The 12,174-nt window shown below is 74.3% G+C and carries 12 protein-coding genes; 3 read left to right on the top strand and 9 right to left on the bottom strand.

The annotated features are described in order from the left end of the window. Positions 1-45 precede the first annotated feature (45 nt). Positions 46-1,569: a sensor histidine kinase gene (locus ACFU99_RS16260; protein WP_384391774.1), complete on the bottom strand. Its 1,524-nt coding sequence runs from the start codon at positions 1,567-1,569 to the stop codon at positions 46-48. Next, complete coding sequence (locus tag ACFU99_RS16255; protein ID WP_384391771.1) at positions 1,566-2,378, bottom strand: response regulator transcription factor; 813 nt, start codon at positions 2,376-2,378, stop codon at positions 1,566-1,568. The genes ACFU99_RS16260 and ACFU99_RS16255 overlap by 4 nt, the downstream gene beginning before the upstream one ends. Before the next feature lie 91 nt (positions 2,379-2,469). Here ACFU99_RS16255 and ACFU99_RS16250 point away from each other — a divergent pair, with 91 nt between their 5' ends. Together ACFU99_RS16250 and ACFU99_RS16245 are read left to right on the top strand one after the other, a co-directional pair. Further along, complete coding sequence (locus tag ACFU99_RS16250; protein ID WP_384391768.1) at positions 2,470-3,675, top strand: glycosyltransferase; 1,206 nt, start codon at positions 2,470-2,472, stop codon at positions 3,673-3,675. Continuing rightward, entirely contained in the window at positions 3,672-4,670 is a 999-nt protein-coding gene (locus ACFU99_RS16245) for an SDR family NAD(P)-dependent oxidoreductase (protein WP_384391765.1), read from the top strand. Before ACFU99_RS16250 ends, ACFU99_RS16245 begins: the two co-directional genes overlap by 4 nt. 36 nt (positions 4,671-4,706) lie before the next feature. Here the strand turns inward: ACFU99_RS16245 and ACFU99_RS16240 are convergent, their stop codons facing one another. From ACFU99_RS16240 to ACFU99_RS16225, 4 genes are all read right to left on the bottom strand, one after another. Beyond that, positions 4,707-5,102 (bottom strand): type II toxin-antitoxin system VapC family toxin, encoded by a 396-nt coding sequence (locus ACFU99_RS16240; protein ID WP_384391762.1) that lies wholly within the window; start codon positions 5,100-5,102, stop codon positions 4,707-4,709. After that, the gene (locus ACFU99_RS16235) at positions 5,099-5,380 is read right to left on the bottom strand and encodes a hypothetical protein (RefSeq protein WP_384391759.1); all 282 of its coding nucleotides are present in this window, start codon (positions 5,378-5,380) and stop codon (positions 5,099-5,101) included. The genes ACFU99_RS16240 and ACFU99_RS16235 overlap by 4 nt, the downstream gene beginning before the upstream one ends. 90 nt (positions 5,381-5,470) lie before the next feature. Further along, entirely contained in the window at positions 5,471-6,370 is a 900-nt protein-coding gene (locus ACFU99_RS16230) for a phosphoribosylaminoimidazolesuccinocarboxamide synthase (RefSeq protein WP_384391756.1), read from the bottom strand. Positions 6,371-6,411: 41 nt separating this feature from the next. Then, positions 6,412-6,981 (bottom strand): hypothetical protein, encoded by a 570-nt coding sequence (locus tag ACFU99_RS16225; protein WP_384391753.1) that lies wholly within the window; start codon positions 6,979-6,981, stop codon positions 6,412-6,414. Between the two features lie 99 nt (positions 6,982-7,080). Here ACFU99_RS16225 and ACFU99_RS16220 point away from each other — a divergent pair, with 99 nt between their 5' ends. Next, positions 7,081-7,293, top strand: coding sequence for a hypothetical protein (locus ACFU99_RS16220; RefSeq protein ID WP_384391750.1), 213 nt, complete (start codon positions 7,081-7,083; stop codon positions 7,291-7,293). A gap of 15 nt (positions 7,294-7,308) precedes the next feature. Here the strand turns inward: ACFU99_RS16220 and ACFU99_RS16215 are convergent, their stop codons facing one another. The 3 genes from ACFU99_RS16215 to ACFU99_RS16205 all read right to left on the bottom strand — a co-directional run. Continuing rightward, the gene (locus tag ACFU99_RS16215) at positions 7,309-8,832 is read right to left on the bottom strand and encodes a N,N-dimethylformamidase beta subunit family domain-containing protein (protein ID WP_384391747.1); all 1,524 of its coding nucleotides are present in this window, start codon (positions 8,830-8,832) and stop codon (positions 7,309-7,311) included. A gap of 309 nt (positions 8,833-9,141) precedes the next feature. Beyond that, entirely contained in the window at positions 9,142-11,142 is a 2,001-nt protein-coding gene (locus ACFU99_RS16210) for a hypothetical protein (RefSeq protein ID WP_384391777.1), read from the bottom strand. A 283-nt stretch (positions 11,143-11,425) separates the two neighbouring features. Beyond that, positions 11,426-12,174, bottom strand: a 749-nt coding sequence (locus ACFU99_RS16205; protein ID WP_384391744.1) for a phosphoribosylamine--glycine ligase, incomplete at its 5' end; no start/stop codon positions are given.

Genomic DNA, 12,174 nt, shown 5'->3' with positions numbered 1-12,174 from the left:
AGTTCGAGTCTCGTCGTCCGCTCAGGGATCGAAGGCCCCAGCCGTTCAGCGGCTGGGGCCTTCGGCGGTCTCCGGCGGTCCTCCGGCCGGCGAGCCGCCGGGGAAGCGCAGGCGGAAGCGGGCGCCGCCGCCCTCGGCCCGCTCGGCGGTGAGCTCCGCGCCGTGCGCGCGGGCGATCTGGCGGGCCATGGCGAGCCCGAGGCCGGAGCCGGGGAGAGCACGGGCCTGGCGGGAGCGGTAGAAGCGGTCGAAGACGTACGGGAGGTCCTCGGCGGCGATGCCGCGGCCGTGATCGCGGACGGTGAGATCGAGGCCGCCGCCGTACGAGCCTCCGTACGACTCGCCGTACGAGCCGGTGAGCGCGACCTCGACCGCGCCGCCGGGCGGGCTGAACTTGGCCGCGTTGTCGAGGAGGTTGGAGATCAGCCGCGCGAGGCGGGCGGGGACGCCGGGGACGGTCACCGGGCCCGTAGCACCCGAGCCCGTGCCCGTATCGAAACCGGTGAGCGTCACCGTGAACGGCGTGTCCGGCCAGTGTTCGCGGGCCTGCTCCACGCAGCGCCGCGCGAGGCGGTCCAGGCGGACCTGTTCGACGAGCGGCTGCGGCTCCTCCTCGCGGGCCAGCTCGATCAGGTCGTTGACCAGGCCGGTGACCTCGCGGAGCTGGCGGCCGAGCGCGCCCGCGGCCCGGTCGCGCTGGGCGTCGGAGAGCCGTTCGGCGCGGGCGAGGAGTTCGGCGTTGGTGCGCAGCGCGGTGAGCGGGGTGCGCAGTTCGTGGGAGGCGTCGGCGACGAGGCGGCGCTGGGCGGCCACCGACTGCTCCAGCTCGCCGAGCATGGTGTTGAAGCTGTCGGCGAGGCGGGTGATCTCGTCCTGGCGGCGGGCCTCGTAGGGGGCGAGTTCGATGCGGTGGGCGGGGTCGCGGGTGGCGGCGATGCGTTCGGCGGTGGCGGTGAGGCGGGTGACGGGGCGCAGGGCCGTACGGGAGGCGAAGTAGCCGAGGCCCGCGGCGAGCAGCACGCCCGCGCCGCCGACCGCGGCGAGCAGCAGGCCCGCCTGCCGGACGCCCTTCTCGACGATGTCGGAGCGGATCGCGACCTGGAGCGCGCGGTCGTTCTTGGTGGGGGTGGTGAGCATGCGCAGCGGGTGGCCCTGGTGGGTGATGTCGCTGTAGTACGCGCCGCGGTCGCCTGCGGCTACCTGCCGGGTGGCTTCGGTGACGGGGAGAGCCAGCTTGCCCGGCACGTCATTCTTGCGGGAGCCGGCGGGGACGATCTGCGCGCAGGCGGGGGCGGAGAGCCAGCGGCAGTCGCTCTGTAGCGCGCCGGTCTTCCCGCTCCAGTCCTCCTGTTTGATCAGCGTGGACTGCTGGGTGAGCTGGAGGTCCAGCTGGCGTACGAGCTCGTAGCGGATGACGACGTACGCGGCGGCGAGCACGCCGAGCGCGACGAGGGCGACGGCGGCGGAGGTGACGAGGGCGAGGCGGGTGCGCAGGGGGCTGCGGCTCAGCCGCCGACGCAGCCGGTCGCGGCCCGGCGGGGTGGGGGTGCGCCGGTGTCCGCCGCTCACCGTTCGGCCAGCAGATAGCCGATGCCGTGCACGGTGTGGACGAGGCGGGGCGCGCCGTCCGCCTCCAGTTTGCGGCGCAGGTAACCGATGTACACGGCCAGGGAGTTGGAGTCCGGCCCGAAGTCCGTACCCCAGACGAGCTGCTGGATCGTCTCGCGGGGCAGCACCTGGCCGGGGTGGCGCAGCAGCACGTCGAGCAGGGTGAACTCGGTGCGGGTGAAGTCGATCCGGTGGCCGCCGCGGCGGCCGGTGCGGGTGACGGGGTCGACGGTGAGGTCGGCGAAGGTCAGCTCGGCCTCCTCCGGCGGCGGCAGGGCGGCGGAGGCGCGGCGCAGCAGGGCACGCAGCCGGGCGAGGAGTTCGTCGAGGGCGAAGGGTTTGACGAGGTAGTCGTCGGCTCCGGCGTCGAGGCCCGCGACGCGGTCGGATACGGCGTCGCGGGCGGTGAGGACGAGTACGGGCGTACGGTCGCCCATCTCGCGCAGCCGGCGGCAGACGGCGAGGCCGTCGAGTACGGGCATGGCGAGGTCGAGGACGATGGCGGCGGGCGGGGCGGCGGCGACGGCGGAGAGGGCTTCGAGGCCGTCGGCGGCGGAGCGGACCGCATACCCTTCGACGGTGAGCCCGTCGACGATGGCGGCCAGGACCTCGGGGTCGTCGTCCACGGCGAGGATATCGGGCGGGGCGGTCGCGGCGTCGGGTGCGACGGTCGCGGCGTCGAGTGCGATGGTCGCGGCGTCGGGCGGCACGTCCACCGGCACATCCACGTGGTCCAGAGGCAGTGGCACCGGGGGCTGCGCGTCGGGCATGGGCGGGGCCTCTCACGTGGGTGCGTTTCCACGCATACCTTGGCAGAACGGTTCTTAAAACCCTCTTAGAGCAGCTCGCGACGCTGCCTCCATGGCTACAGCACACGACACCCATGGGCCGCGCAGCCCGCTTTCGGTGATCGTCGGGGCGGGCGGCACCGGCGGGCACATCTATCCCGGACTGGCCGTCGCCGACGCGATCCGGCGGGCCGAACCGGATGCCGTGATCAGCTTCATCGGCACGGAACGGGGGCTGGAGACCCGGCTGATCCCGGCCGCCGGATACCGGCTGCACACCGTCGACATGATCCCCTTCGACCCCTCGCTCGGCTCGCGCCGCTTCCTCCTCCCGGCCGATCTGCTGCGCTCCGGGCGGCAGGCCCGGCGGCTGATCGAGGCGCAGGGCGCGGAGGTCGTCGTCGGCATGGGCGGCTACCCGAGCGCGCCCGCCGTGCTCGGGGCGCGCATGGCCGGGCGGCCCTCGCTCGTCCATGAGTCCAACGCGGTGCCGGGGCGCGCGAACCGGTTCGCGACCGCGCTGACCCGCAATGTGGCGCTGGCCTTCGACCGCAGCCGCGAGCATCTGCCGACGCGGGCCGCCCTGTCCGCCGAGACGGTCGGGATGCCGCTGGTGGGGGCGGTGGCCGGGCTGGACCGGGCGGCGCTGCGCGCCGAGGCGCGGGCGGAGTTCGGGGTGCCGGACGGCGCGCGGCTGGTGCTGTTCAACGGCGGCAGCCTGGGGGCCGCGCGGCTGACGGAGGCCGCGGTGGAGCTGGCGCGGCGGTGGCGGTTCCGGCCGGACGTACGGCTGGTGATCAAAACCGGTCCGCAGGCGCTGGACGCGGTACGGGCGCGGCTCGTCGCGGACGGCTGCGCCGAGACGGCGCGGGCCGTCGGCTATCTGGACCGGATGGATCTGGCATACGCGGCGGCCGACTTGGTGGTGTGCCGGGCGGGTTCGGCGACGGTCGCCGAGCTGTCGAGCGTACGGATGCCGGCCGTGCTCGTCCCGTACCCGCACGCGCCGCACGACCACCAGACGCACAACGCGCGGGTGCTCTCCGACGCGGGTGCGGGACTGCTGCTGCCGGACGGCGAGACGACCGGAGCGCGCCTCGCCGGACTGATCGAACCGCTGCTGGCCGAGCCGGCGCGGCTGGCGGCGATGAGCGCGGCGGCGGACCCGGGGACGCACGCGCGGGCGGCCGAGCTGATGGCGGGGTGGGTGCTGCGGCTGGCGGGCCGGGCCCCTTCCGCTCCCTTCCCCCACACCTTTCCTGAGAGGACACACGCATGAACGAGAACAACTGGTCCGGTCGTACGGTCCTGGTCACCGGCGCGGAGGGCTTCATCGGCTCGACGCTCGTGGATCTGCTGGTGGAGCGCGGGGCGCGGGTGCGGGCGCTCGTGCACTACAAGCCGTACGCGGAGCGCGGGTATCTCGCGCGGTATCTCGGGGCGGACTCCCCCGTCGAGATGGTGGCGGGGGACGTCCGGGACGCGGGGCGGGTGATGGACGCGGTGGCCGGGTGCGACACGGTGTTCCATCTGGCGGCGCTGATCGGGATTCCGTACAGCTATGAGGCGCCCGAGGCGTACGTGCAGACCAATGTGGTCGGCACGCAGAACGTCGCCGCCGCGTGCCGGCGGCATGGGGTGCGGCGGATGGTGCACACCTCGACCAGTGAGGTGTACGGGACCGCGCTGACGGCGCCGATCAGCGAAGCGCATCCATTGCAGCCGCAGTCGCCGTACTCCGCCTCGAAGATCGGCGCGGACATGATGGCGCTGTCCTACGCGCACGCCTTCGAGCTGCCGGTGACGGTCGTACGGCCCTTCAACACGTACGGCCCCCGGCAGTCCGCGCGCGCCGTCATCCCCGCCATCCTGTCCCAACTGCACTCCGGCGCCCGCGAGATCAGGCTCGGCTCGACGACGCCGACCCGCGACTTCACGTATGTCACCGACACCGCCGAGGGGTTCCTGGCGCTGGCCGAGTGCGACCGCGCGATCGGGCACGTCGTGAACCTGGGCACCGGCCGCGAGATCTCCATCGGCGACCTCGCCGCGTCCCTGATCAAGGCGTCCGGGCGGGACGCGGAGGTCGTCGTGGACACCGGGCGGCTGCGGCCGGGCGGGAGCGAGGTGGAGCGGCTCCTCTCGGACAACTCCCGTGCCGGGGAGTGGGCGGGGTGGGAGCCGCGCGTGGGCCTGGAGGAGGGGCTGGAACGGACGTCGGAGTGGGTACGGGCGAACCTCGCACTGTTCGCCGGGGGCCGGTACCAGGTCTGACGTAGTCGCCCTGCCGGGCTGGACGGCCTGAACAGGTCAGATCTTGAGCACTCGGACCCCGGGGCCGCACAGCAGGTGGAGGTCCTCGGGGTCCGAGGTCAGGACGGTCGTCGGGGCCGGTGAGGCGAGTGCGGTGGCGGCGACGATCGCGTCGAGGGCGTATTTGTGTCCGTGGAGTCCGGCTGCGGCAAGGAGTTTGCTTGCCTGCCGGGCGATGGCCTCGGTGGGCGGCACGATGTTGACGCGGGAGGCGGCGTAGTCGAAGCGGGCCTGGTGGGTCCTGGGGTCTCGGGCCTCGACGAGGGTGACGGAGCTGACGACGACGCGGATGTCCTCCGCCTCGGCGGCGGCCAGCCACTCGGTGAGTTCGGGCGTACGCCGCACCAGTTGGGACAGCCCCTCGCAGTCCAGGACCAGCGTGCCGCCGCTCACGCGGCGTCGGCCGAGCCGGCCGTCCTGCCGCGCAGGATCGCGCGCTTGGACTCGACGGCGGCCTGGTCGACCGGGCCGTGTGCGGCTTCCGCGTCGTCGATGAGCTCGCGCAGGCGGTCCCGTTCCAACTGGCGCTGGATGAGGGATTCGACGTAGGCGGACATGCCGCGCTTGCCGGTGTGCGCTTTGAGGGCCGCGATGGTGCCTTCGTGGAGCGAGACGGAGACGGGGCGGACGGGGCCTTCGCCGGGAGCCGGCGGTTCAGCCGAGGTTGCCATGGGCCGAGTTTAACAAAACTCTTGTTATTGGGCCGGGGCGAACCTGAGCCGCGGGGGTGCGCCGGGCGCACCCCCGCACAGGCCGGCCGCCTAGACCCACGGCGTGCCCGTAAGGCGTTCGTACGCCTCCACATACTTGGCTCGTGTCTGTTCCACCGTTTCCTTCGGGAGCGGCGGCGGGGGCTGTTCGCTGTGGCGGTTCCAGGCCGAGGCGGGGGAGGTGAGCCAGTCGCGGACGAACTGTTTGTCGAAGGAGGCCTGGGGACGGCCCGGTTGCCATTCGTCGGCGGGCCAGAAGCGGGACGAGTCCGGGGTGAGCGCCTCGTCCGCGAGGACGAGCCGGTCGCCCTCGAAGCCGAACTCGAACTTCGTGTCGGCGAGGATGATGCCCCGCTCGCGGGCGATGTCCCGGGCACGCGTGTACACGGCGAGCGTCGTCTGGCGGAGCTGGGCGGCCGTCTCGGGGCCCACCTGCCGGGCCACTTCCTCGTAGCTGACGTTCTCGTCGTGCTCGCCGACCGCGGCCTTCGTCGCCGGGGTGAAGATCGGCGACGGCAGCTCGGACCCGTCCGCCAGCCCCTCCGGCAGCGCGAGCCCGCACACCGTACGGGTCTTCTCGTACTCCACCAGGCCCGAGCCCGTGAGGTAGCCGCGCGCCACGCACTCGACCTGCACCATGTCCAGCGGCTTGCAGATGAGCGTGCGGCCCTCCCAGTCGGCGGGCGCGCCCTCCGGGAGGTCGGTCGACAGGACATGGTTCGGCACCAGGTCCGCCAGCTTGTCGAACCACCACAGGGAGAGCTGCGTGAGCACCCGCCCCTTGTCGGGGATCTCGGTGGGCAGCACCCAGTCGAAGGCGGAGGTGCGGTCGCTGGCGACCATCACCAGCTCGCCGCTCCCGTTGCGGTAGAGGTCGCGAACCTTTCCGGTGTGCAGATGCACAAGGCCCGGCACCTCTGCATGGTCGGGCTTCTCTACGAATCCGGACACGAATCCTCCCGGTGGGTTGCTCCAAGGCCCCCGATTCTTCCCTACTCCGCCGCCCGGCTTCCCGCGAGGGTCACTCCGATGCCTGTGACGGCCGCCAGACCCGCGGCCGCAAGGAAGATCGCGGCGGGGTCGAAGGGGCCGTTGAGGAGCGTGAAGCCGTACGGGGCGAAGAAGCCCAGATAGGCGAGGACCCAGAACCGGGACGTGAGCCGCGCCAGCGCCCCCGGCGGCGCGAGCAGCGCGACCTCGGTGAGCCCGTACGTCACACAGAGCCCGTACCCCGCCCCGATCAGCGCCGCGGCCACCAGCCCGTACACCGGATCGGCGTGTGCGGCCGCGAACGCCGCCACGAGCAGGCCCACGGCCACCGCCGCCATCCCGGCCACCGCCGTCCCCACCCGGTGCCGGGCCGCCAGGCGCGCCACCGCCGACAGCACCAGGTGCGGCACGTACGCCGTCACCATCGGGTACGGCGCCCACTCCGCGAGCAGCGACGCCGCCAGGCCGCCCGTAGCGAACCCCGCCGAGAGGAAGAGCCCCGAGCGGCGCGCGGCGACGCCCGGCGCCGCCGCCGTGCCGTGCGGCGGCGAGGACAGCTCCTTGATCCACACGCTGCCCGCCGTGAGCAGCGCCCCCGCCCCGAGACCGGTCAGGAACCGCCCCGGCGGAGCCTGGACTGCGCGCTGACCCCGCAGGACATCCTCACCAGCGTGGCGTCGGGGCGCGGCGCGGGCTCCGGGCTGGAGTCCTTCGCGCGCTACTACCCGTGGCCCGGCGCGGTGTACGCGCCGGTGCTGGACGCGCCGTGGGCGCACAGCGTACTGGCGACCCGCGCCGGGGACGGCGACCCGGAAGTGCGGATCTTCCGGGCGCTGACGGTGGCGCTGGCGCGCGAGCTGGGGTCGATACGGGCAGGAGAATAGGCCCCCGGGCCCGGGTCAGTCCCGCTTGCAGATCCGGTCGAGCAGATTGGCCGTGGCCCGCTGGATGCGCTCGTCCACATGGCCGGGCCGGTCCAGCGCCGGCGACCAGGCGAACGTGCCTGACGCGAAGACGAGGGCGCCGCTGGGCGCGCGGTACAGCGAGGTCTCCTGATACCGCGTGCTCCCCTCGCTGTCCTCGTACGGGGAGTGGGCGAGGAGGATGCGGCGGGTGTGCTCGGGCAGCGCCGTCCGCGGGTAGTAGCGGTCGGCCTCGCCCGCCACCAGGCCCGGCAGCTCATCGCCCTCCCCCGCGCCGACCGCCTCCCACAGCCAGTGCCCGGCGTTGCGTACGACCATGGGCGCGGGTTCCGGGACGCGGCCCGCGTACTGGATGCCCAGGAGCTGCTGCTCGGGCGCGGCGATCTCGCGCCACAGGGCGGCCCGGCCGGGGCCGCGGCGCTTGCGGCAGGTCAGCAGGCGGTCGGGGGTGCCGGCCGGCGAGGGGGCCAGCTCCACCTGCCAGTACATGGTGTTGGCGGAGAGGAAGACCAGCGAGGTGCCGGTGTCGCGGGCCCGCTCGACGGTGCGCCGCATGGGCGCGGACCAGTACTCGTCGTGGCCGGGGAAGACCAGGCCGCGGTAGCGGGAGGCGTCGACGCGGCCGGCGTGCAGGTCGCGGGTGTCGGCGTACGCGAGGTCGTAGCCGTACCGCTCGGCCCAGCGGATGAAGTCGTAGGCGTGCCCCACGTGCAGCGGCAGCCCCGCGCCCGCGTACGGGCGGTCGAAGGAGACCGTGACCGCGGCGTCCTCCTCGCCGAGCAGCCGGCCGTCGCCGTCCCACGCGTGGTAGAGGCTGGCGCCCGTATGGCCGTCCTCGGGGTAGAGGTTGTACGCCTGCCAGGTGATGTCGGGGAGGACGAGCAGCAGGTCGGCGGGGTGGTCGTCACGGACCGTGAAGGGGATGTGGCTGCGGTGGCCGTCCTCGGTGGTGAGCACGGCGACGTACGCGCCGAGGTTCCAGTACGTGGGGATCTGGAGCCGCCAGGAGTGCCACCAGTGGTGGCAGGAGACGGTCCGGTCGGCGGTGAGCGGGGGCGGCTGGACGATGCCGGAGAGCCGCGGGCTCGTGGTGATCTTCTGGGCGCCGTCGCCGCCGTAGTGCCCGATGCGGTACACGTCCACGCTGAACTGCTGGGGCGGGTCCACGGTGATGCGGAAGTCGATGGCGTCGCCCGGCGCGGCGGAGCCCGTGGACGCGAAGCCCTTGATCTGGCGGTGGACGTCGTCGGCCATGCGCGGGCCGCGGGTCCGGGGCGCGGGGATCTTGGCCGCGCGGGCGGCCGGGCCGGTGCCCGCGGCGGCGCCCGGTGCCGCGGCCGGGCCGCGCTCGACGTCCACGTACCAGGGGATGATCTGGCCGGTGTCGTCGAAGTAGTGCTCGCTCCCGCGCAGCCAGGGCACCGGGCCTTGGCCGAAGGGGTCCGAGACGGCGTGTGCCAGCGCCCCCGACTCCCATCGGCGGATCTGCTCCGTTCCCACGTGCGTCCCCTCCCTGCGTCTCGCCGCGTCCCCGCCTGCCGCCCCGCTGCCTCGCTCACTGAGCTGTGCTGTGCTTGTCGTGCTTGCTGTGCTCGTTGTGCTTGTCGTGCTGTCTTTCGCGGTTGTCGCTACGCGCCGACTGTCGTTACGTACCGATTCGGCGGTGCTGGACCCGGTCTTCGAAGGCAACGGGGCCCCAGCACATCACATAACGCACTCATATCGTCACCGCTTGTCGCTATTTTCTCGGCGGGTCGCCCGCCGACCGGTGGCCGCGCGGGGCGCTGGGCACCCTCGCGCTCCCCGGTTTCACACCAGCCGGACGGGCTTCTCCGGGCGCACTCCGACCTCGCCGAGCCAGACGCGCAGCGGCCCGTCGTCGCCGTCCTCGACGAGGCTGAGGACGGGACCGGCCAGATCGCTGCGCCGGGCGCCGCCGAACAGCAGCGCCGGCCCGTCCAGCCAGTCCAGGCCGGGGGCCGCGCCCGCGGAGTCCATGGCCGCGCAGCACACCATCGCGGTGACGTGGTCGGTCAGCAGCTCGCGGCCGGTGCGCGGCGGCTGGAGCGGGAAGGGCGGCGCGAGGCCGTCCAGCCACGGGTCGTCCGCCACCCGGTCGCCGCGCCCGGCCTCCCGCTGGGCGGCCTCCTGCTGGGCCGCCTCCTCGCGCGCGACCTCGGCGGTGAGCCAGCTCGCCAGTCCGTCGCCGACGTCCGCACCGCCGTCGGCGGAGGTGAGCCGCGCGATGACGCGGGCCAGCGTCGGCGCGGCCGGGGGCCCGGCGTCCGCCGCTCCCCCGTCGCGGTCCGCCCCGCCGCCCATCCCGTCCGTACGCCCCACCGGGCCGCCGTCGGCAGCCGCGGCTGGTCCGTCCGTACGGGCCGGGGTACGGGCGGGTGTACGCGCCTCCGTACGGACACGGGCGGACGTCTCGCTACGGGCGGGTGTACGCGCTTCCGTGCGGGCGTCGGTACGGGCGTCGGTACCGGACTGGGCGGCGTCCGCGACACCCGCCGCGTCCGAGGGTGACAGCCCGGCCGCCGGGCTGACGTCGTCCAGGGCGCGGTGGAGGCGGGCGGCCTCCTGGCGCCATTTGCGGTCGACGACCTCCTCCGGGTACTGGCTCCAGGCGACCGGGGACCAGTCCGGGCCCGGCTCCGGCAGGCCGCCGTGGAAGAGGCGGGCGGCGAGCAGCGACGTGGCCTCGTCGATGAGGCCGGGCTCCTCCAGCAGGTCGCACGCGGGGCGCTCGCCGAGCCGGGTGGTGAACCCGTCGGCGAGGCGGTCGCGGCGCGACAGCTCGGTGAGCGCGGCGACGACGCCCGCGTCCAGCCGGGACGGCCAGCGGCCCATCCGCCACGCGGGCAGCGCGACCCGCGTCAGCAGCCGGTCCCAGCCCGCGTAGGCGAGGCCGACCTGTTCCTGGGCGACGATCCGCAGGCCGTAGTCCACGCCCTGGGCCCGCTCGGAGGCGGCCGCGGCGACGCACCGCTCCATCTCGGCGGCGTGCACCCGGCACGAGCGCAGCAGCAGCCGGGCGACCCACCCCACGAAGGCGAGCGCGGGTCTGCGCACGACGGCGAGCAGCGGGGCGAACGCGGCGGCGGCAGCTCCGGCCGGGCCCCGGCTCTCCCCCGCACGGCCGCTCGCGCCGCCGGCTCCGACCGCGACGGCCGCGTCCAGCCCGCGCACGAAGCGGCGGGCCGCCGCTATGTCGGCGTTGGCGGCGGGCCCGGTGCCCGCGACGACTGGCGCGAGCAGCGCCCGCAGCTCGGCCACGCGCATCCACCACAGGAACGGCGAGCCGACGACCAGCACGGGCGCTTCCGCCTGACGGGCCTCGGCGCCGCCCTGCCCACCCTGGCCGCTCCGGCCGGAACGGCGGCGGCGCGCACCGTGCGCCGGGTGCGTACGGTCCTCCAGCCAGCTGTCGCAGTCCGGCGTGAGGGCTATCGCCGAGGGGGCGGGGACGTCGAGCCGGTCGGCGAGGTCGCGGACGAGGCGGTAGAGGTCGGGGGCGGTCTCCTCGGGAACGGGCACGGTGGGGCTGCACGCGGGCCGGGCCCGTACGACCACCGCGGCGACGCCCGCGGCCAGCACCAGGACGACGGCGGCGACGCCGACCACCGTCCAGCGCACCGCGTCCCAGCTGTCGCCGATCCGGCCCATGGCGCTGCCCGCGAGCAGCACGACGGCGACGGCGGCGGGCAGCAGCGCGACGGTCAGCGCGGCGCTGCGGATGCGCAGCACGGCGAGTGCCCTGCCGCGCGCCGCCTGGGCTCCTGCTTCCGGGCCTGCCACGAGACCGATCACCCCCTGCTGCCCGCACTGTCGGTGGGTGTGCGCGGGCGTGCGCCGACGGCGACGCCCACGTGCCCACTCTGGCACCGGCCACTGACAACGCAATGCCGGTGGGCCAGTTGCCGGATGGCAGCTGGCTTGCGCCGCACCCTAGTTGGGGGTGGGCCGCGCGTCAGCAGGACGGGGGCTCGGTCACTCGATGGAATGGCTTTGGGTAAAGACCCTGTACTTCCGAGTAGGAAACGGCCAGCGGCGCGGAACGCCGCATTCCACTTCCTCCCCGGCCGCGGCCTCAGCCGGCGGAAGCAGCCTCTTCGGCCGCTCGCGCCGCGATGTCCGTGCGGTGGTGCGAACCGTCCAGGCGCAGCCGGGAAACGGCCTCGTAGGCGCGGGTACGGGCCTCGCCCAGGTCCGCGCCGGAGGCGGTGACGGACAGGACGCGTCCGCCCGCGCTCACCACCTCGCCCGAGCCGTTCCGCTTGGTGCCGGCGTGCAGCACGTACGCGTGCGGGGCGTCCTGCTCCGCGACGTCGGCGAGCCCCTCGATCACGTCGCCGGTGCGCGGGGTCCCCGGATAGTTGTGCGAGGCGACGACGACCGTGACGGCCGCGCCCTCGCTCCAGCGCAGCGCGGGGAACGCGGCCAGCTCCCCGGTGGCGGCGGCGTGCAGCAGCCCGGCCAGCGGGGTCTTGAGGCGGGCGAGGACGACCTGGGTCTCCGGGTCGCCGAAGCGGGCGTTGAACTCGATGACCCGCACGCCCCGCGAGGTGATCGCGAGCCCCGCGTAGAGCAGCCCGGAGAACGGCGTGCCGCGGCGGCGCAGCTCGTCCACGGTGGGCTGGAGCACGGTCTGGAGGACCTCGTCGACCAGCTTCGGGTCGGCCCACGGCAGCGGCGAGTACGCGCCCATGCCGCCCGTGTTGGGCCCCTCGTCGCCGTCGAGCGCGCGCTTGAAGTCCTGGGCGGGCTGGAGCGGTACGACGCTCTCGCCGTCGGTGACGGCGAAGAGCGAGACCTCCGGGCCGTCGAGGAACTCCTCGA

The organism is Streptomyces sp. NPDC057654 (assembly GCF_042800135.1).
Taxonomy (GTDB): Bacteria; Actinomycetota; Actinomycetes; order Streptomycetales; family Streptomycetaceae; genus Streptomyces.
This window is presented reverse-complemented; position numbering and strand designations above follow the sequence as displayed.

What these genes read in the sequence shown, in the direction of transcription:
- ACFU99_RS16255 (WP_384391771.1), bottom strand. Translation starts at nt 2,378, where the DNA reads ATGCCCGACGCGCAGCCCCCGGTGCCACTGCCTCTGGACCACGTGGAT.
- ACFU99_RS16250 (WP_384391768.1), top strand. Translation starts at nt 2,470, where the DNA reads ATGGCTACAGCACACGACACCCATGGGCCGCGCAGCCCGCTTTCGGTG.
- ACFU99_RS16245 (WP_384391765.1), top strand. Translation starts at nt 3,672, where the DNA reads ATGAACGAGAACAACTGGTCCGGTCGTACGGTCCTGGTCACCGGCGCG.
- ACFU99_RS16235 (WP_384391759.1), bottom strand. Translation starts at nt 5,380, where the DNA reads ATGGCAACCTCGGCTGAACCGCCGGCTCCCGGCGAAGGCCCCGTCCGC.